The organism is Hydrotalea sp. GW822-HT8A01 (assembly GCF_058798575.1).
Genome location: NZ_CM179506.1, coordinates 2,675,263 through 2,693,928, shown reverse-complemented (window position 1 = coordinate 2,693,928; position 18,666 = coordinate 2,675,263). Strand labels below are relative to the sequence as shown.

Genomic DNA, 18,666 nt, shown 5'->3' with positions numbered 1-18,666 from the left:
AACTCCTTTATGCTGTTAATGCAGTAATATGGTTGTTATTGTTTCACTTTCCCTTTGAAGACTCTTTGGAAATTTTCAAGTTTTACCGCGAGTCTTTTATGTGTGTGCAATAGGATAACCTTTCAATGCCCAATCAGGAAATCCTTCGTCCATTCTTTTCGCTTTAAAGCCCTTCTTTTTCAACAGGCTTACAGCTTCATCCGCATACACACAGAATGGGCCTCTACAGTATGCTACGATCACTTTATTTTTAGGAAGATTCCTCAAATACTTCGCAAGTTTTTCTAACGGCGTAGATATTGCTCTGTGAATATGTCCTCTGCTATATTCTTCTTCAGGGCGAACATCGAGCAGTATCACTTCGTCTTTTTCTATCAACCTTACTAACTCGTCAGTACCTACACACTCCATATCACCATAGCCAATGCGAAAATCATTTACTACTTTTTCCACTTCTGCATTATAGGTTAATCCAAGCTCCCGTAACGACGACCAAGCATTGAAAACATTTTCGCCTGCGAGCGCATAGTTTATAAAATTTCCATTACGGGCAATGCTAACCAGTTTCGCATTTTTCAGCGTTTGTAAATGTTGTGACGCGTTAGCTACCGACATTCCGGTGTAATTGGCAATTTCTTCTACAGAGAAAGGTCCCTGTGCAAGCAGATCAATTATTTCAAGACGGTGGGGATTAGCGAGTGCCTTTGTCACTTTTGACAGTTCCCCGTACACTTTGTCTTTAAATTCTCTTTTATTCATTATTATTATTTATCACATTTTTATTTCCTTTAAAATATCCTAATTCTGTTTTTCCAGATACTGTTTTATAAAATTCGCCAGTTCTTTACCATGCAAATTTGTAGCAGCAACATTTCCATTTCCATCAACGAGTACATTGAAAGGTAATGCTTCTATGCCGTAGATGTTTGCTACAGGACTATTCCAAAATTTCAAATCGCTGATTTGTGGCCAAGTAAGTTTTAAACTGTTGATAGCTTTTCCCCAACTATCCTTTTTCTTATCTAAGGATACGCCCAAAATTTGAAACTTTCCTTCCTTAACATATTTGTCATATTGCTGATAGATTGCTTTTAGCTCAGGTTGCTCTTTAACGCAAGGCGCACACCAAGAAGCCCAAAAATCCACCAATACAAGTGAACCTTTTAAAGAAGACAAAGACAGTAATTTTCCGTTTGGTTGAGATAGTGATATTTCCGGTGCAGGAGATCCAATCTGTAGTGATTGATTTTGGGCCATAAGGCCGTAACTAAATAACATCGATGTTAATAAGCTCAACAAATATTTCATGATTATTCAGTAACAGGATAATTTTTGTCAATCCAATCCACCTTAATATTTTTAGGCAAGTTGAGGAGTTTGGCATTTTTAAAATTCATCTCCTTTATAGTGTTAAATGCTGGTCTGATATTGGGGCATTTGTCAAATGGACAACAACCACAATAAATGACAATCTCTTTATCCTTTTTCAGGGTTTTTAGATAGCTCCTCAATTTTGTAAGGTTGGCTGCCTCATGTGTTGACCCGATATCAACAGATCCTTTTATCAAGGCATCTGGTCCGACGTTTATTATCAGCAAGTCTCCGGTTTGGTGATTAACAATTCTTTCTGCAAGAACGCCTGGCTGCATTAGCTGACTACTGTTCCAGGGCTCCTTGTCTTGTGCTTTGGCATTGCCGTGCCAAAGCACGAATGCTATAACTGCTGCGTAAAAAAACCTTATTCTCATTGAATTTTTTCCGCAATATACTACATTTTTTCTATTCAATAGAATAATTGAATTGTTTGTTTTGAACCTCACTCCCTAAATGTTTATATTTGCACGGAAAATATTCTTGAAGCGTTTTTGCTTTAAGTCCCACACTGAAACTTAGGAACTTTCAAATGGCAACGGGACATAAGTGGAGAACGCTCATGCTACGGCGTGGGCGCACTTATCGTTGCCGGGTTTCCTAAGACCTCAGTGCGGTGAGTTGTTGCCTGCGCTATTTTTTTGCTTAGGCGACAAGTCCAAACGAAACTATTAAAGGAACATAGTATGACTTCAGCTAATCACTATCCCGATTTTGAGTACACTGCGGGACAATTATTCAAGTTTCTTGCTGCCAGCGACTTTTTCACCATTATGCTCAAAAATGGTGACATTATTCATTTTGCACCCAAAAATGTAAGTGGTTTTCAAAAATGGTTAGAGGAAAACAACATACCAAGTATCCGATCAGAAGAAGGATGGGTGATCTCGAAGAGAAACTAAAAGACCATTATATCCTCATCCAGCTCATCTCTTTTTTTCTCTTTCATACAAAAATAAGCCATTTGAAGGGATCAGAGGCCCTATACCTACAAACATCTGTTTCCCTCCAAATGGCCCTGATGTTATCCGCTACTTTGTACTGAGTGCTTTCAGTTTTTCACTGAGTTCTGTTAGGCCTGCTTTAGTAAGATAATCATCAGCAATTACTTGTAATTCCTGCAAAGCTTCGGGGGGAATACTTTCCAGTAAGGCAGACGATTTATCATCGTCTTTGGCCGTTAATCCACGCTTGAGGACACTATGCAATAACAATACGTTCTTGCGGGAGATCCTCATGTCAATCTTCACTGTTTCACTCATGCCAGGGATACTCAGAATAGTATCATACACTTTGGCTACATCACTTGTTGTTAGCATAATCACTCGGTTTTAATTTAAACAATACTCACTATACAAAAATAAATAACCCGGCTTTCTACATCCTCATCAAAATATGATGAGGATAGGTTAATCCCATATCGCCTGTTTAACTTCGCATCGAAGAACTGAATGTGTGTTTGAAAAAGTGTGGTTATGGATTTCAGGAACAAAAGGCTTTCCATCAGTGAGGCCAAAGAAATAGACATCGTTCATTACCTGTCAAATTTAAGATATGAACCTGCAAAGATCAGGAACAATGATTATTGGTATTTTTCACCACTGCGCGATGAAAAAACGCCATCTTTCAAAGTCAACCGCAGGCTGAACCGCTGGTACGATCATGGCCTCGGTAAAGGTGGCAACCTAGTTGATTTTGCCATCCTGTATCATGGCTGCACCCTTTCCCAATTACTACAGAATTTAAATGGTAATCTTTCCCTTCAAAAGCCCGTACTTCAGCAGTCTTTTACCAGGCACGAACCGGAAAATCAAATAAAGATTTTAGGGGACTTCATACTTTCCTCCAGCGCCCTTTTGCGGTACTTGCAACAACGCCGCATACCTGTTGACATTGCCGACCGCTATTGCCGGGAAGTCCGGTACGAACTCAGGGGGAAAGTTTATTATGGCATCGGCTTCAGGAATAATTTAGGAGGCTTTGAAATACGCAATCCTTACTTCAAAGCTAGCAGCTCGCCAAAAAGCATCACCACCTTTGATAACAGCGCCGGTGAGGTCATCGTTTTTGAAGGATTTACTGACTTCCTTTCCTTCAAGGCCATCCATCAACAAGACCCCGAATACCCCTTTGATTTTGTAGTGCTGAACTCTGTGTCCTTCTTTGAAACTGCACGCCCTTTTTTGGAAAAACATAATGCCATCAGGCTGTACCTGGACAGGGATACTACCGGACAAAATTGCAGCCGATATGCACTCTCCCTAAGCAGTAAATACAAGGACGAAAGCAGCCTGTATCAAAACCACAAGGACTTCAACGAATGGATGGTGAATTTCGGCAAGCCGCAAAGGAAACATCAAAAACAGAAGTTGAAATAAGTGATAACAGAACTATAAGAGCCGCTTTAAAGTGCTTTAGCCCTCTTATATGCTTTAGAGCCTTATCAATGTCTGAAAGAGGTTCTAAAAGCTGAAGGATTGCAACTTTCCCGCAATCGGCCAGATGAACGGTTGTTAAACAACCGGATCTGGCTGCCCATCACTCGGAACTCGTGGGCAGGGCGTCTGAAAGGTGAAAATGATTTTGAAAACGTGAAAATGATTAGTGATGGAAGGACAAAATTCAAACAGGACACGCATTATCGGCTTGCGTTTAACGCCCGATGAATATGCGAAAATTGAAAAGAAATGGAAGGCTTCTACCTGTCGTAAGCTAAGCGATTATGTACGTCGCAGCATCTTCGACAAACCCATTGTTACGACCTACCGTAACACCTCGCAGGATGACTTAATGGCAGAACTTACTCGGCTTCGCAACGAGCTAAACGCAGTTGGAAACAACTTCAATCAGGCGGTTAAAAAGCTGCATACGCTGAGCCAAATAGCTGAATTTAGGAGCTGGCTGATTGCCTATGAAGTAGAGAAAAAGATCCTTAGCAATAAGGTGGATGAGGTCAGGAATAACGTAAAAAAAATACTGGAAATATGGTTGCGGTGATCAAAGCCGGTCACTCCATGCACCGTATTTTCATCTACAATGAAAACAAGGTTAAAGAAGGTGTAGCGGAGTGCATCGGCGCAGAAAATTTCCCTTTAAACGCAGATGAAATGAGCCTGAAAATCAAGCTGGGCTATCTGCTGAAAAGGACAGAACTGAACGAGAATGTTAAACGAAACAGCGTACACATTTCGCTCAACTTTGACCCTTCTGAAGCTCATTTGAGCAGAGAAAAGCTGATGCAAATAGCTAATGTCTATATGCAAAAATTAGGCTTTGGCGACCAGCCTTATCTTGTTTATCAGCACCACGACGCAGGCCACCCCCATATACACGTAGTTACAACTAATATTCAGTCCGATGGCAGGCGAATTGACCTGCATCACCTAGGCATTCGCAAGTCAGAACCGGCACGTAAGGAGATTGAAAAAATGTTCGGTCTTATAGTAGCCGATGCACACGCAAGACGGGAAGCATTCAGGTTAAAACCCGTAGATGTAAAGAAGGTACAGTACGGGCGTACTGAAACTAAAAGAGCCATCACAAATGTGCTGGATGCGGTGCTGGATAAATACAAATATACCAGCTTGCCGGAACTGAATGCGGTTTTGAAACAGTACAACATAATGGCTGATCGCGGCAGTGAAGAATCAAGAATTTTTCAGGGAGGTGGCCTTGTTTACCGGATACTCGATGAAGATGGAAAACCTATCGGTGTACCTATAAAAGCCAGCGACTTTTACAACAAACCTACCCTGAAATTTCTGGAAGATAAATATAGTTCTAATGATGCCCAACGCCAGCCGTTCAAAGCCCGCGTAAAGACTGAAATAGATAGGTTGTTTGTTGGCAAAACGCCTACGCTCGATGAATTAGTCGCACAACTTCAAAAGAAGGGCATTCACATTGCTTTGCGAAGGAGCGATACAGGTTTAATTTACGGCGTAACTTACGTGGACCACCAGACCAAGTGTGTCTTTAACGGTAGCGCATTAGGAAAGCAATACAGTGCCAAAGCCATGCAGGAAAGATGTGGTTTCAAAGAAACCGTGAAACCTGACTTACCACCACAGCCTGGTCAAAAAACGGGAAATGCCTCCCTGCCTGCACAAGCTACCAAGCCTAACATTACCCCTGCTCTCCAGGAAACTAATACGGTCCCGGTTACAGTATCCGCTGGCAACATACTCGATTCCCTTTTACGACCCGAACAGACAGCTGATTATGTACCCGGACAACTAAAGAAGAAGGGTAGAAAAAAGAGAAAGAGAAAGAACATTTCCAATAACCAATAAAATTTAAAACAATGGCTGCACAGACAGGTGAAAATGAACAGGCGCTGAGAAAAATTCTGGACATGACCAGGTTGATCAGTATCGTTATTTTAGTGATACACTTCTATTATTATTGCTATGCCGCCTTTCAGGAATGGGAGTTGAGCAGCACTTTCAGCGACCGTATTTTAGGCAACATTTACAGGACAGGCATATTCAGCAACTTCGTAAAAAGCAAGCTGATTGCTTTAGGCTTTCTGGTGATTTCCCTGCTCGGAGCCAAAGGCCGAAAGGATGAGAAACTGAACTATAAAACTGCCTTTGCCTACCTTATAACGGGACTGCTGCTCTATTTTGCCAGCTACCTTTCCATGATGCTTCAGTTGCCTGCACAAGAGAAGACAATCGTTTATATAAGCATCACCGCGATAGGCTTTTTACTGATACTTTCTGGTGGCACCTTGCTTTCACGGATCATTAAAAGCAAGTTCAACAATAAGGACATTTTCAACAAGGAAAACGAGACCTTCCCGCAGGAGGAACGTTTGCTGGAGAATGAGTTTTCCATCAATCTGCCGGCACGCTATCACTTAAAAAATAAAGTACGAAATAGCTGGATAAATATTATTAATCCATTCAGGGCCATCATGGTGTTGGGTACGCCGGGAGCAGGTAAATCCTACTTTGTTATTAGGCATGTAATAACCCAGCATATCCGTAAGGGATTTACAATGTTCGTGTATGATTTCAAGTTTGATGATCTTTCAAGGATTGCCTATAATTCCTGGTTAAAAAACAAGCACAGGTACGCCAAGCCACCAAAGTTTTATGTAATCAATTTTGATGATTTGACAAGAAGCCATCGGTGTAATCCATTGGAGCCGTCTGCCATGACCGATATTACTGATGCTGCTGAATCTGCCCGCACCATTTTAATGGGATTAAATAGAGAGTGGATAAAGCGTCAGGGCGATTTTTTCGTGGAATCACCAATTAACTTTCTGACGGCCGTCATATGGTATCTGAAGAAGTACAAGGACGGAGAATTTTGCACGTTGCCACACGTCATAGAATTGATGCAGGCAGATTATGACAGCCTTTTTACGTTGTTCAGAACGGAAGCAGCTAAAGAATGCGAGGTATTAATCAATCCGTTTTTGAATGCCTATTTAAATGATGTTATGGAACAGCTGGAAGGCCAGATAGCATCTGCTAAAGTAGCTATGGCAAGGCTTTCATCACCACAGTTGTATTATGTTTTATCCGGCAATGATTTCAATCTCGATGTGAATAATCCTGACGACCCGAAAGTAGTTTGCATGGGGAATAATCCGCAAAAGATACAGATCTATGGAGCGGTGCTTTCCCTATATGTAACCCGTCTTGTAAAACAGGTCAACAAGAAAGGAAAATTGAAAAGCAGTTTAGTTTTTGACGAGTTTCCTACTATCTATCTGAACAATATGGATAGTCTGATTGCTACTGCTCGCAGCAATAAAGTTTCCACCTGCTTAGGTATACAGGATTTCAGCCAGCTTCGTAAAGATTATGGCCGTGAGCAGGCAGACGTAATTATGAATATCACGGGCAACATCGTGGCCGGGCAGGTTACAGGTGATACCGCAAAGCAGCTCTCTGAACGCTTTGGGAAAATCATGCAGGACAGGGAAAGTTATTCCATCAACAGCGGGGACACTTCCATCAGTCGCTCAAAGCAACTGGAAGCCGCTATACCTCCGTCAAAAATATCGGCGTTAAGTTCGGGCGAGTTCGTGGGCATGGTAGCTGACGACCCTGATAATAAGATAGAGCTGAAAGCCTTTCATTGTGAAATTATCAATGATCACGAAGCGCTAAAAAGAGAGGAAGAAAACTATAAAGAGATAGAGGTTATCCGTAAGCTGGATAGTAGCATGGTACAGCGTAATTATTTCCAGATTAAGCAGGATATACAGGATATAATTCAGTCGGAAATGGAAAGACTGATAAATGATCCGGGGTTGACTCACTTGGTGGTCAGAAAAGGCTAACATAAGATAGCCCATGCCTGAGGGATTCGCCCAGCGGGCAATTATTTCAATTTTTAGCTATTTTAGGCACCTAAATGCCATTTCGGGAATTAAAAGTCGAGATTTGGAAATTAATTCTTGTATTTGGAAATTAATCTCCTTATATTTGCAACTGAAAGCAATAGCAAATAGAAAAAATGGTAAAATACTTCAATATAATACAAGCTTTATGCAGGTCTGCCTTGGTAAGTCCCAATGAAGCAATAACACATCAGATTAATAGATTGAAGGATAGTTTGGAAAAAGATGGCTACAGCAAAGAGGCAAAATCTTTAGAAGGCTTATTGTCTTCTTCGCAGGCAAGTATAGAAATGTCTCCAAGCAAAATTCAACAGTCTTTCGTTGTTGCTTCTGGAGAAGTACTAACAGCCAAAACGCCTATACCTGTCGATAAAGAAACTTCAACACCGCTGGCAGAAGTGTTTTTTCCTGCCGACTTGCCTGCTGAAATGCCTCTTTTTGATGAAAATATTAAATTGGCGATTCAGTCGATTGTTAATGAATGGATGAAGTTTGACAGACTATTAGAGATCAATGCAACTCCTGCAAGCTCATGCCTGATTTATGGTATTCCAGGGACAGGAAAAACTCACTTGGCAAAGTGGATAGCAAAACAAATAGGGCTACCGGTAGTATTGGCTCGGTTAGAAGGATTAATGTCTTCCTTTTTAGGTACGACTTCTCGTAATATCGGCAATCTATTTGCCTTTGCTAATAAGTACAAGTGCATACTGCTACTTGACGAGTTTGATGCAATTGCAAAATTACGAAATGACCCTCAAGAAGTTGGGGAAGTAAAAAGGGTTGTAAATACATTGCTGCAAAGCTTGGATTCTCGTCATGAAAGAGGCTTTACAATAGGAGTAACCAATCATGAAGGCCTTTTAGATCCTGCAATATGGAGAAGATTCGATATCCAAATTGAAATACCTCGACCCTCTTACGAGGTTATGGTGCATTTGCTGAAAAAGTTCCTGATACCATTAGAATTTAATGAAAGTGAAATTAAATTTTTGGCATGGTGCCTTGAAGGCTCTTCAGGAGCTGATGCTGAGATGTTATCAAAATGGCTAAAGCGGGCATTTGTTTTAGAAAAGCAAAGCAATATCGTCACTGTAATGAAGCAATTTGCGTTACTGAATTCCGGAAGAGTAAATGCCGGTAAGAGAAATCTCATGTTGCACAGTGACGAAGACTTCATCGCAATGTTGTTAAATGATAAAACATATTCTTTTAAGCAAAAAGACATAGCTCCCTTATTCGGGATGACACCCTCGTCATTAAGTAAGCAGATGTCCAAGTTTAAGGATTCAGAAAAAAATTAAGTTATGGCAAACAGTCCGGTTCAAATAGTTTTAAATACAAATGACTTTATAGAAGCTCTTGACAATAAAGGCGGCGGCCCTTCCAAGGACTTTTTTGCAGGTAACGATTCTGATTTTGTCGAGCATCGGGACAATCTTCAAAAACAGCTCAGCGAGATCAGGAGTATGCAATTGGTAAATAGTTTTGCCAAAATCTCATATGCTAAAGTGACTTTGAAGCAAGCTGCTTTGGCGAAAAGTCATAGACCTACTTCACAGATATTTAAAAGGGATATTGCGCCCGTAGTTGGAGCTGGTGATCTGGGTGAATTATTTGTTGAGCTTACTCCTGAAAGCATTAATGAAATTAATAAGAAAGTTGGACAGGCTGAAACAGAAACCAGGTACAAAGAGAAAAACGGAAAAACGGAACCTAATCCAACCAGGCTTAGAAGTGAAGTTGGGGCTATTCAGGATATTATACCATACACAGCCAGCGACAAAAGGAAATTTTCTGTGAAAGAAGCAGTGGAATGGTTTTCTAATCCACAAACTGGTGGCTCTTACATGGTTGAATTGTTTGAGGCCCCTCCAGCAAGACAAGATTGGGATTTATTGAGTCAGTATAAATTTGATCTTTTTAAAAGTTTTCTTGACGGATTGGAGAGCATCGGCAATGGCTTGTTTGCATCGAGGGTTACGACTGGTATTGGGTCTGCCATTATTTTTGGGATTAAATTAGAAAAAAGTGCTTCTGCACCCGTTATACAATTATTTCCCTCATCATCTTCTGCAAATAAACAAGGAGAGAAACGCATTGTTGACCTTGATACTAAAAAACACAGCGAACTACTGGATTTTTTGGGAAAGCATCCTTTGGTGAAAAGAATCACGCTGCCTCCTATCATTATGCAAAGTAGCCCGGCTGGCGCAATAAAAAAAGGCAGAACTTTTACAATACCGTCAATAAAGAGCAATACATTTTATCCAAAGGTATGCGTAGTTGATGGTGGTGTTTCCGATATATATGGTGATTGGATCGAAGATAGATGGGGATTGATAAGTCCTTCCGATAAAGATGAAAATCACGGAACATTTATAGCAGGCTTGGCAATAATAGGGCAAACACTTAATGGGAATGCCATTTGCAGAGAAGTAGATGGATGTAAAATTATCGACTTGGATATTCTGCCTCTCGCAAATAGGTATGATACATATTTTCCAAAGCCTTTCCAGTTTTTTACCGAACTGGAAAGTGCTGTGCAGGAACTTAAAGCGAGGACGGGTGTCCGGATTTTCAATTTTAGTATGAATATTGAAGAACATGCTTCTACCACTGGTTACAGTCTTTTTGCCCAATTATTGGATAAAATTGCCGAAGAAAATGATGTGGTTTTCGTTATCTCGGCCGGTAATACCCGCCCTGTAGATATGAGAAGAGAGTGGCCTGATGATGCTTTTGAAGCTGTGAAAATTTTAGCCTCGTCAAGGAACGACGCAATTAAAAAACCGGCTGAAAGCTGCCGCAATGTTAGTGTGTCAGCGCTTAACCCTCCGAATATCGATGGGATCGTTCCATACGCTTTGAGTAATTATAGTTGTAGAGGTCCAGGTCTTAGAGTTGGACTCAAGCCAGATTTCGCGCATATAGGTGGCTCAGGAACAATCCACCCTACATTGGGACATGGCTTATTGTCGTTAGATGTTAGTGGCAAAATAGTGGATGGCTGTGGCACCAGCTACGCGGCACCCAATGTTGCCAAAACGCTGGCAAGTCTTGACCACTCCATAGAAGGTAGTGTGTCTCGGGAGACGCTCATTGCCCTTGGTATTCACCATGCTGTGTTGCCGGAATCTTTAAACGATAAGAGTTTAAGGAATGTAACCAAGCACTTAGTCGGCTTTGGGATTCCAAATGGATCTGAAGAGATTTTGAATGGCGATCCTTCAGCAATCACTTTGGTGTTTGCAAATCGGGCGATAAGCGGCCATAAGATGAGTTTTAAATTTTCATGGCCATCAAGCCTTGTACGAGACGGTAAGTGTTTTGGTCATGCCAAACTTACTATTGTAAGCACGCCACGATTTGATTATAGATACGGTGCTGAATTCGTCAGGATAAATATTGATGCAGCATTGCGTCAAATGCAGAAGAATGGAAATTATCTAGGTCGGTTGAGCGCTATCTACACGCCCGATGAAGGAGATGGGAGTTTGTTTGAGAAGGATCAGATTGAGCATTCTTTTAAATGGAGTCCTGTGAAGGTATACGAAAAGATATTTCCGCGTGGAGTAGGCCCGACAACAGAGTGGAGTTTAGATGTAGAATATTTGGCTCGCGATGGTGTCACTATACCGCGTGAAGGTGTTCCCTTTACGGCAATATTGACTATTTCCGATCCTAATAAAGAAAAGCCTGTATTCAATGACGTTAGACAAATGCTTCAGTCTTTAGGAGTGCAGGCCGTTGATATAAAGACCGCAGCACGAGTAGTACCAAGAGTTTAATATTTAAAACATAAAATTGATATAGTTATGGCAAACTACCATGTAACACAGAAAAAGGGACAAGACGGCTGGAGTGTCCAAAAAGAGGGCGGCAAGAAGGCTTCAGCCATTGTCAACACTCAAAAGCAAGGAGAACAACTTGCAAAACAGTTTTCGTCGAATAACGGGGGAGGCGAAGTTAAGATACATCGCCCGAACGGAGGGCCGATAAGGGACAGTGATACTGTTAAGCCCGGCAATGATCCGAGATCAATAAAAGACACAAAGCATTAATGAGAAGAAAACGATTAAAAAAATAAAAACCAGGCGAAAATCACCTGGCTTGAATTCCGTAAAGGAAACAAAAGCCTTTGCAAGGCTCTTGGTAGTAATGTTCTTGCACTTCAAAACTACCTCCTTTATCTGATATAAACAAGCCTTTTTGTGATTTTAAACTTATCACCTGTACTATTCAGGTAGTAAGGCTTGGTGTTAATAATATAAATTTTTAAGTAGCAGCGAAGCATGATCTTTCATCGGCATGCCCGATTTATTGCTGAAACGATAGGCAATACACAATTTTTATTAACATCAAATTTAGAATCAAGATGAATTTAGATAATCATCAAGGGGCACCGCATTCCCCCAATCAAAAAGTACCATTAAAATTCATAATTGAAGGTAAAGAGTATGAAACCCTCGATCAGTACAAAACCGGTGCAGATTTAAAGCAACTTGCTGGAATACCGTTAGAAACTGAACTGTATTTGTCAATCAGTAAGCCGTACAAGGATGAGCTTATTGAAAATGAAAAACAGGTAAACTTGGCCCGACCTGAAACGGAGTATTTTTTTGTAAAGAAAAAGCTGCATTTCTTCATTAACGATAAGCCGTTTACCTGGTATAAGCAATACATTAGGGGTATTCAAATCAGGGAACTAGGAGGCATTCCTGCAGATGATGAAATCTTCCTTGACATCAAAGAGGGTTGGCAAGATGACCAGATATTGGATGACGAGGTGGTTGATTTAGCTCGTCCTGGTAAAGAGCGTTTCGTCTCCAAATCAAAGCCGACGGAATTTAGAATTATCGTAAACGCGCGTGAGAAAGTTTGGAAGGAACCTAATATCTCCTTTGAACAGGTGGTCGTATTGGCCTTTGGGGTGTATGACAATAATCCTAATAAAGGCTATACAGTTACTTACAGTAGAGGTTGGGAACCTAAGCCCGAAGGCACTATGGTTAAGGGTTCAATTGTTCGTGTCAAAAATAAAATGATATTCGATGTCACAGCAACTGATAAATCATAGTCGCGACCTTAAACGTCTTAGAGACGAAGGTTATGAGATCGAGGTACGTGGTGGATATTTACTTATCCACCACATACCCTTTGTAGATCAAAACAAACAAATCCAATATGGAGCACTGGTAAGCACCCTTACATTGAGCAACAATACCCAGACAGGGAAACCGGATAATCATGTTATACATTTTATAGGTGATAATCCCTGTGAAATTGATGGCACGGGTATCACAGCTATCCAGCACAGTAATGTTACTACAGTACTGAGCAATCAGATTACAGTGAACCGGTCTTTTTCAAATAAGCCTGCTGCCGGATACCCAGATTATTATCAAAAAATAAAGAGATATGCAGACATCATTTCTGCCCCAGCAAAATATCTCGACCCATCGGTAACAGAAAAAACCTTTAAGGTAATAGCAGACAGCAGCAACGAAACGGTATTTCAATACATTGATACTAATTCGAGTCGTGCTAATATCGAGGTGATTAACTCCAAGCTGACCGGTCAGAAAGTGGCTATAATCGGATTGGGTGGTACTGGAGCTTATGTTCTGGATATGATAACTAAAACGCCTGTAAAGGAAATCCACCTTTTCGATGGAGATAGCTTTGATCAGCACAATGCTTTTCGTTCACCTGGAGCAGCGTCAATGAATGATCTCAGCGAAAATCCCAGGAAAGTAGTCTATTATCAAAAGCTCTATTCTAATATGCACAAATTTATCTATACCCATGACTATTATGTAAAGAAGGAGAGTTTACATGAGTTAAATCAAATGAGTTATGTATTTGTGTGCGTTGATAAGAATGCTGCCAGAAAAATGATTACGGATTATCTGGTGAGCGTGGATGTGGCGTTTTCTGATGTTGGATTAGGGGTTAACGTTGTTGATGATAAGCTTACCGGTGCTGTTAGGGTTACCTCTGCTACCAGGGAAAAAAATGACCATTTGCCGCTCCGAATCTTTTCGGAAGATTCCGACAACAACGAATATGCTACCAATATTCAGATTGCAGAATTGAATGCGTTAAACGCCATCTTGGCCGTTCTGAAGTGGAAAAAGATAAGTGGTTTTTATGTGGATTTGGAAAACGAGCACCATTGCTCATATTCAATAGGCGTATCTAAAATTTTTAATGAAGATGTTACATAAATTCGTTGCGTTCATTCCAGATTGTATCGAGGATGGGATACTTTATATTTCTATACAATATTGCACAGCCATACACAAATGTGTGTGTGGCTGTGGCAATGAAGTCGTGACTCCACTTTCTCCTACTGATTGGAAACTAACTTTTGATGGGAAAACAGTTTCTTTATACCCTTCCATTGGAAATTGGAACTTTGACTGTCAATCTCACTATTGGATAAAGAAAAGCAAAGTTGAACACGCTAATAGTTGGACAGAAAAGGAAATAAAACTGGCGCGGGAAGACGACAACCGAGCGAAAGGAGAATTCTATTCACATGGCCAGCGGAGCAAGACAAAAGAGTCGCCAAAGATTGGATTTTGGAAGCGGCTATTAAAAATTGTTAAAAAGTACTAATTACGTGGTTCATGTTATCTGCCATATGAAAACTTAGAATATTACATCATGTTTCGATTATTAAAATTATTGGGAATGGATAAATGGCTTTGGCAGGAAAACGGAACTATTGATCACGGAGAAAGAGGCAACTTGCCTGGCACCCAACCGATTCGGGCGTTGACCCATGTAACAGTTCATTTTTTTCAACACACACACAATGCCTTTTTTGATGAAATCGTTGAACTTGTAAAGCAAGGAAAGCTTGACAGACCACTTGATCTTCAGTATGGTGAAGTCTCCATAGAAATTGAACCAGGAAATTATAGAACTCCAAGAATTAACAATGCCACCCGTACTATTCAAATGCATGAAACGTTTCTTTCTTATCAATGGTGTATTACCTACGCGATTTATACACTGTACATCGAAATCATCGATTATCCCAAAGTAAACGACGCAGCCGGCTATACCTCAAAAAAAATTAGTCCTGAAAAAATTGAAAAAGCAAAGGAAGTTTTTAATTATGCAAAATACCTTATTAAGCATTTTGATAAATGGGATAAGAATGAGCTACCGAATCCAGAACGTTATGCTGCAACTGACAGAGACTACATTGAACAGAGCAATATATTCTATACCGAAGGGATGAAATTCATATTATGCCATGAACTGGCTCATGCAAAAAAACACTTGGATAACCTTCCGGAAGAGACCTGCGTCACGTGTTTTCAGGAAATGGAGTATGATGCAGATAACGAAGCTATTGACAATATCTTATTAGGAGCGGGGCGGGGCAGAAAATTCATAGCTGAAATCGGCATTGTACTGGGGATACTATCAATGATTTTCTTTCGATCAACCACGACAGGAATAAAACACCCTAATGTCGAGGACCGACTTACAAACGCTCTCCATAGGATGAAAGCTGGTGAGGATAGTATTGCCTGGGCATTTGCATGTGTTGGGCTAGAGCTGTGGGATGAGCAATTCGACCTAAAATTTGACTGGAAGGCTAAGGGTCAAATGACCTTTCAAGGGTTATACTTCGATATTATAGAACAAATCAAAGCAAATAAGTAATGGCAGATTTTGATACAAGGATGAATCTAAAAACAATCATCGGCTATAAGGAGATATACGGAGATCATAAAGATCAATCTTTTGCAAATGAGTTACTAAAAGATATTCCATCCGTTACCTTGTTGAACTATATATCGGGGTTTAACATCCAACTATATCTCAATGAAACCAGTGACGAGTCTCATAATGTACAAATCCAATTATTGAACAATTTGATAGTAAAAGCAGGGCCTTCAACAATAGAAAGATTTAAACAAGTATTTCAAGAATATATTAATAAGGGTCAGTGGCCAGTCATTTTTTGGCAGTACTCCAATCTTTTATTTTACGAGCTCATCTTCTCTACTTACAACAATCTTCCTATGCGAGACCTCACAAGTGCTGAGGCTAAGAACGTTTTAGATGCATACTTAATTATCAATTCTATAACAAGTAACAGGTTTAAAATAACATTTGAAGAAGTGAAACTGGCTGCTGAAAAGGGAGAGGTTGAGAGCATATTGTTACCCAATTTTATCTATCAGAAAGACTATGCGTCAACAACTGATTTTTCAAACCAGATTACAAGAAGCATCAAATTCTTTCAATACCTTGAAAATTCAGATAAATACAAGGAATATGTAAGTCAATACTATCAGCATTTGAAAGTTAGAGACAGCAGAGATCTTATACATAATATCTTAACAATTTTTACTCAAGTGGGTATTGGTCAACCAGGTGAACAAAGAAAGCAATTTATTCCCCTGGACAATATTATTTCGTTGGTGAACATAAACTTTATTAAATCCTTGAGCATAAATGATACGATCAGGACCTATGTGCCAGATAATAGTTTTCGACTATTAAGAAAACAGATGCTTTATCACTTTGATCGTAATATATTCTTCTTGCTGGATATAAATTTCCTAGTTGATCAATTATACAAAGCTCAGGTATTTTCTTTCAAGGAATTTATAGAGGTTTTAGGTTACAAAGGGAACTTTTTGTCTGTGAAGGGCAAAGAGTTTATGGAAGATATTTATTTCAGTCATATCATGGAACGTTGTTTTTCATCAGGAATTCATTTAGCAGGTGACGATGCAAAGAAAAATGATGGCAATGAGATTTGCGATTACTATATCCGATATGGAAATAATGTCATTATTGTTGAATTTAAAGACGTGCTTTTAAGTGCAACTTTGAAAGAGCTGTCCGATAAAGAACCGCTTTACAAAGAGCTTGATAAGAAATTCTATGAAAATCAGAAAAAAGACCCTAAAGGAATTCAGCAGCTATTCAATGCCGCGTCATACTTAGAAAATAACAACCCTGAATTTGATACCCTTCCAACCTCAGGGGTAATTAATGTATATCCAGTAGTGATATACACCGATTTATCTTTCGGCTATGAGGGCGTAAATAAAATCCTTAACCAGAAATTTAATGAACTGACTGATTCAATGGAATTCGAAAAACTCGAAATTAAAGATGTCACTTTCATTAACCTCAACTATTTTGAAGTTCATGAAGACTACTTAAAGCAAGGGCTAATTAACCTTTTTGATATTATTGCTGGTTACCATTCACATATCTTAAATGAAGATTATTCGACTACTCCTTTTGAAGTATATAGCAGATTTTATTTAAAAACTAATATTAAAAAGGAGCTAGGCAATCCGTCTTTTATGTTAGAGGTAATAAAGGAAATTATACCAGCAGCGATTGACAATATTCTATGATTAAACTGTCAAATATGGACGAATGGATAGAACACAAGCCGGGCCAGAAAGTAAAATTCATTAAAAATGATTTATCAAAAACTATCATACAGGAAATAGGCTGCATTAGCGGTTTTTTTGATTTTCAAGATAAGATAAGACCACAACGAACACGTTTAATTAAAGATACCCTAGCTTTGCTTGGAGATCGAGAATTAAAAAACAAGCCGAAATATAAGGTCTATGCCAACGGCTTGTCTAAACACTTGCGGCAGATAAATGGCGGCACGTTTAAAAACTCGGAATGGCTGTATGATTTACACTGGTACACCGAAGGCGCAGATCCTTATACTACTTTAAGCCTTCCGTTAGTTATGGAATGTGAATGGAATCCAAGAAGAAAAGGTGATTCTAAAGTTCCATATAGCGGAATCAAGTATGACTTTCAAAAATTAATTGTGTCCAACGCAGGTTTACGACTAATGATATTTAAGATAAAAAAGATATCAAATCTCGATGAGTTAGGAACATACTTTCAAAACAACATAGCTAACTATACACAACTTCCTCTTAAGTCTGCTTTTTTATTTATTGCCTTTTGTGACTTAACTAAATCATTTTATTACCGAGAGATAATGAAGTAATTGGTACAGTTATTATACTTCCACGAAAATCAGATGTCGAAATTATAACTGCAATCCTGATAATATTTAGCCGAAGATTTTCCTTCGGCTTTTTTACTTTTTTGTGCATGTCCCTTCGGGTCGGGTCATTCCAGGGTGCGCTTCGCTTCCGTCCCCTCTTTCATCGTGACCGGCTCGTTCCTCACCGCCTTACATCCCCCTCATGTTTCATTGCATAAGCTAGCATTAAGTCCGCATTGGTTGAAATAGCAACCAGCCTGCTTGGCATTTTCCAATTGAAACGGATAAAAAGGCAGCTAAGATAGTTTCGCCTTCGTTGCTACGAGCGCATAATGCTGCGCTGCGCTTGCACCCTTCGGGACTTATAGCTCTCCGCATCTGCGGCTACACTCTGTCGCTGCTTTCTTTTTTTCCGTTTTTTCTTTTGGAAAAATGCTTTTAGGGCAGGCGGGTGAAAAAAGAAGTAAACAAAATGGTTTCACAATTAAAATTTAAAAACATGAACATCATTGGCAGATTAACAAAGGATGCACAAATCAGCACCTTGCCGAGCGACAAACAAGTAGTGAATTTTTCCGTAGCGGTTAATGACAGCTACCGCAACAAACAGGGTGAAAGGATGAAACACACCGAGTATTTCAACTGTGCTTACTGGATTTCAACGAATGTAGCTAAGGTTCTTACTAAAGGAACATTAGTAGAACTCACAGGCAGAGTAAGTGCAAGGGCATGGATCGGGGGCGATGGCGCAGCACATGCAGCACTTAATTTTCACACTTCACAAATCAAACTGTACGGAGGTGGTAAGCGACCTGAAACCGTAGCAGGTGGTATCAGGAACAATTCAGCAGTACCTGCTAACAATGGCAAAGACGATTTGCCTTTCTAACAATAAACTTTCATTTAA

At 39.9% G+C, this 18,666-nt stretch carries 19 protein-coding genes; 15 read left to right on the top strand and 4 right to left on the bottom strand.

What is annotated here, in order from left to right; all coding sequences use genetic code 11:
• Positions 1–96: 96 nt before the first annotated feature.
• From AC3QLY_RS12030 to AC3QLY_RS12020, 3 genes are read right to left on the bottom strand one after another with little or no spacing between them, the layout of a single operon-like run.
• On the bottom strand, positions 97–759 hold the full coding sequence (locus AC3QLY_RS12030; RefSeq protein WP_492467590.1) for an ArsR/SmtB family transcription factor: 663 nt from the start codon (positions 757–759) through the stop codon (positions 97–99).
• Between the two features lie 39 nt (positions 760–798).
• Complete coding sequence (locus AC3QLY_RS12025; protein WP_492467591.1) at positions 799–1,308, bottom strand: TlpA family protein disulfide reductase; 510 nt, start codon at positions 1,306–1,308, stop codon at positions 799–801.
• Positions 1,309–1,310: 2 nt separating this feature from the next.
• Entirely contained in the window at positions 1,311–1,820 is a 510-nt protein-coding gene (locus tag AC3QLY_RS12020) for a rhodanese-like domain-containing protein (RefSeq protein ID WP_492467592.1), read from the bottom strand.
• 237 nt (positions 1,821–2,057) lie between these two features.
• Here AC3QLY_RS12020 and AC3QLY_RS12015 point away from each other — a divergent pair, with 237 nt between their 5' ends.
• Complete coding sequence (locus AC3QLY_RS12015) at positions 2,058–2,273, top strand: hypothetical protein (protein ID WP_492467593.1); 216 nt, start codon at positions 2,058–2,060, stop codon at positions 2,271–2,273.
• A gap of 129 nt (positions 2,274–2,402) precedes the next feature.
• Here AC3QLY_RS12015 and AC3QLY_RS12010 read toward each other — a convergent pair whose 3' ends face one another.
• Positions 2,403–2,690, bottom strand: a complete 288-nt coding sequence (locus AC3QLY_RS12010; protein WP_492467594.1) for a hypothetical protein — start codon at positions 2,688–2,690, stop codon at positions 2,403–2,405.
• 156 nt (positions 2,691–2,846) lie between these two features.
• On the opposite strand from AC3QLY_RS12010, the gene AC3QLY_RS12005 reads away from it, so the two are divergent.
• The 14 genes from AC3QLY_RS12005 (at position 2,847) to AC3QLY_RS11940 (ending at position 18,648) form a co-directional block, all read left to right on the top strand.
• Positions 2,847–3,749, top strand: a complete 903-nt coding sequence (locus AC3QLY_RS12005; protein WP_492467595.1) for a DUF8464 domain-containing protein — start codon at positions 2,847–2,849, stop codon at positions 3,747–3,749.
• A gap of 229 nt (positions 3,750–3,978) precedes the next feature.
• Positions 3,979–4,368 (top strand): plasmid mobilization protein, encoded by a 390-nt coding sequence (locus AC3QLY_RS12000; protein ID WP_492989776.1) that lies wholly within the window; start codon positions 3,979–3,981, stop codon positions 4,366–4,368.
• Positions 4,356–5,663 carry a relaxase/mobilization nuclease domain-containing protein gene (locus AC3QLY_RS11995; protein ID WP_492989775.1) on the top strand — a complete coding sequence of 436 codons (1,308 nt, stop codon included), beginning with the start codon at positions 4,356–4,358 and terminating at the stop codon, positions 5,661–5,663. Before AC3QLY_RS12000 ends, AC3QLY_RS11995 begins: the two co-directional genes overlap by 13 nt.
• 11 nt (positions 5,664–5,674) lie before the next feature.
• Positions 5,675–7,672 carry a conjugal transfer protein MobC gene (mobC, locus tag AC3QLY_RS11990; RefSeq protein WP_492989774.1) on the top strand — a complete coding sequence of 666 codons (1,998 nt, stop codon included), beginning with the start codon at positions 5,675–5,677 and terminating at the stop codon, positions 7,670–7,672.
• 176 nt (positions 7,673–7,848) lie between these two features.
• The gene (locus AC3QLY_RS11985; RefSeq protein WP_492989773.1) at positions 7,849–9,036 is read left to right on the top strand and encodes an AAA family ATPase; all 1,188 of its coding nucleotides are present in this window, start codon (positions 7,849–7,851) and stop codon (positions 9,034–9,036) included.
• Positions 9,037–9,039: 3 nt separating this feature from the next.
• On the top strand, positions 9,040–11,523 hold the full coding sequence (locus AC3QLY_RS11980; RefSeq protein WP_492989772.1) for a S8 family peptidase: 2,484 nt from the start codon (positions 9,040–9,042) through the stop codon (positions 11,521–11,523).
• Between the two features lie 27 nt (positions 11,524–11,550).
• Positions 11,551–11,796 (top strand): DUF2188 domain-containing protein, encoded by a 246-nt coding sequence (locus AC3QLY_RS11975; protein ID WP_492989771.1) that lies wholly within the window; start codon positions 11,551–11,553, stop codon positions 11,794–11,796.
• A gap of 314 nt (positions 11,797–12,110) precedes the next feature.
• Positions 12,111–12,812: a multiubiquitin domain-containing protein gene (locus AC3QLY_RS11970; protein WP_492989770.1), complete on the top strand. Its 702-nt coding sequence runs from the start codon at positions 12,111–12,113 to the stop codon at positions 12,810–12,812.
• Positions 12,787–13,962 carry a ThiF family adenylyltransferase gene (locus tag AC3QLY_RS11965; protein WP_492989769.1) on the top strand — a complete coding sequence of 392 codons (1,176 nt, stop codon included), beginning with the start codon at positions 12,787–12,789 and terminating at the stop codon, positions 13,960–13,962. Before AC3QLY_RS11970 ends, AC3QLY_RS11965 begins: the two co-directional genes overlap by 26 nt.
• Entirely contained in the window at positions 13,952–14,356 is a 405-nt protein-coding gene (locus AC3QLY_RS11960) for a ubiquitination-like system serine protease family protein (RefSeq protein ID WP_492989768.1), read from the top strand. The genes AC3QLY_RS11965 and AC3QLY_RS11960 overlap by 11 nt, the downstream gene beginning before the upstream one ends.
• A gap of 75 nt (positions 14,357–14,431) precedes the next feature.
• Positions 14,432–15,418 carry a phage exclusion protein Lit family protein gene (locus AC3QLY_RS11955; RefSeq protein ID WP_492989767.1) on the top strand — a complete coding sequence of 329 codons (987 nt, stop codon included), beginning with the start codon at positions 14,432–14,434 and terminating at the stop codon, positions 15,416–15,418.
• A complete protein-coding gene (locus tag AC3QLY_RS11950; RefSeq protein ID WP_492989766.1) occupies positions 15,418–17,136 on the top strand; it encodes a hypothetical protein in 1,719 nt (572 codons plus the stop codon). Before AC3QLY_RS11955 ends, AC3QLY_RS11950 begins: the two co-directional genes overlap by 1 nt.
• Positions 17,137–17,150: 14 nt before the next feature.
• Positions 17,151–17,759 carry a hypothetical protein gene (locus AC3QLY_RS11945; protein WP_492989765.1) on the top strand — a complete coding sequence of 203 codons (609 nt, stop codon included), beginning with the start codon at positions 17,151–17,153 and terminating at the stop codon, positions 17,757–17,759.
• Between the two features lie 499 nt (positions 17,760–18,258).
• Positions 18,259–18,648: a single-stranded DNA-binding protein gene (locus AC3QLY_RS11940; protein WP_492989764.1), complete on the top strand. Its 390-nt coding sequence runs from the start codon at positions 18,259–18,261 to the stop codon at positions 18,646–18,648.
• The last annotated feature ends 18 nt before the right edge of the window (positions 18,649–18,666 follow it).

What these genes read in the sequence shown, in the direction of transcription:
- AC3QLY_RS12030 (WP_492467590.1), bottom strand. Translation starts at nt 759, where the DNA reads ATGAATAAAAGAGAATTTAAAGACAAAGTGTACGGGGAACTGTCAAAA.
- AC3QLY_RS12025 (WP_492467591.1), bottom strand. Translation starts at nt 1,308, where the DNA reads ATGAAATATTTGTTGAGCTTATTAACATCGATGTTATTTAGTTACGGC.
- AC3QLY_RS12015 (WP_492467593.1), top strand. Translation starts at nt 2,058, where the DNA reads ATGACTTCAGCTAATCACTATCCCGATTTTGAGTACACTGCGGGACAA.
- AC3QLY_RS12010 (WP_492467594.1), bottom strand. Translation starts at nt 2,690, where the DNA reads ATGCTAACAACAAGTGATGTAGCCAAAGTGTATGATACTATTCTGAGT.
- AC3QLY_RS12005 (WP_492467595.1), top strand. Translation starts at nt 2,847, where the DNA reads ATGGATTTCAGGAACAAAAGGCTTTCCATCAGTGAGGCCAAAGAAATA.
- AC3QLY_RS12000 (WP_492989776.1), top strand. Translation starts at nt 3,979, where the DNA reads ATGGAAGGACAAAATTCAAACAGGACACGCATTATCGGCTTGCGTTTA.
- AC3QLY_RS11995 (WP_492989775.1), top strand. Translation starts at nt 4,356, where the DNA reads ATGGTTGCGGTGATCAAAGCCGGTCACTCCATGCACCGTATTTTCATC.
- mobC (WP_492989774.1), top strand. Translation starts at nt 5,675, where the DNA reads ATGGCTGCACAGACAGGTGAAAATGAACAGGCGCTGAGAAAAATTCTG.
- AC3QLY_RS11985 (WP_492989773.1), top strand. Translation starts at nt 7,849, where the DNA reads ATGGTAAAATACTTCAATATAATACAAGCTTTATGCAGGTCTGCCTTG.
- AC3QLY_RS11980 (WP_492989772.1), top strand. Translation starts at nt 9,040, where the DNA reads ATGGCAAACAGTCCGGTTCAAATAGTTTTAAATACAAATGACTTTATA.
- AC3QLY_RS11975 (WP_492989771.1), top strand. Translation starts at nt 11,551, where the DNA reads ATGGCAAACTACCATGTAACACAGAAAAAGGGACAAGACGGCTGGAGT.
- AC3QLY_RS11970 (WP_492989770.1), top strand. Translation starts at nt 12,111, where the DNA reads ATGAATTTAGATAATCATCAAGGGGCACCGCATTCCCCCAATCAAAAA.
- AC3QLY_RS11965 (WP_492989769.1), top strand. Translation starts at nt 12,787, where the DNA reads ATGTCACAGCAACTGATAAATCATAGTCGCGACCTTAAACGTCTTAGA.
- AC3QLY_RS11960 (WP_492989768.1), top strand. Translation starts at nt 13,952, where the DNA reads ATGTTACATAAATTCGTTGCGTTCATTCCAGATTGTATCGAGGATGGG.
- AC3QLY_RS11955 (WP_492989767.1), top strand. Translation starts at nt 14,432, where the DNA reads ATGGATAAATGGCTTTGGCAGGAAAACGGAACTATTGATCACGGAGAA.
- AC3QLY_RS11950 (WP_492989766.1), top strand. Translation starts at nt 15,418, where the DNA reads ATGGCAGATTTTGATACAAGGATGAATCTAAAAACAATCATCGGCTAT.
- AC3QLY_RS11945 (WP_492989765.1), top strand. Translation starts at nt 17,151, where the DNA reads ATGGACGAATGGATAGAACACAAGCCGGGCCAGAAAGTAAAATTCATT.
- AC3QLY_RS11940 (WP_492989764.1), top strand. Translation starts at nt 18,259, where the DNA reads ATGAACATCATTGGCAGATTAACAAAGGATGCACAAATCAGCACCTTG.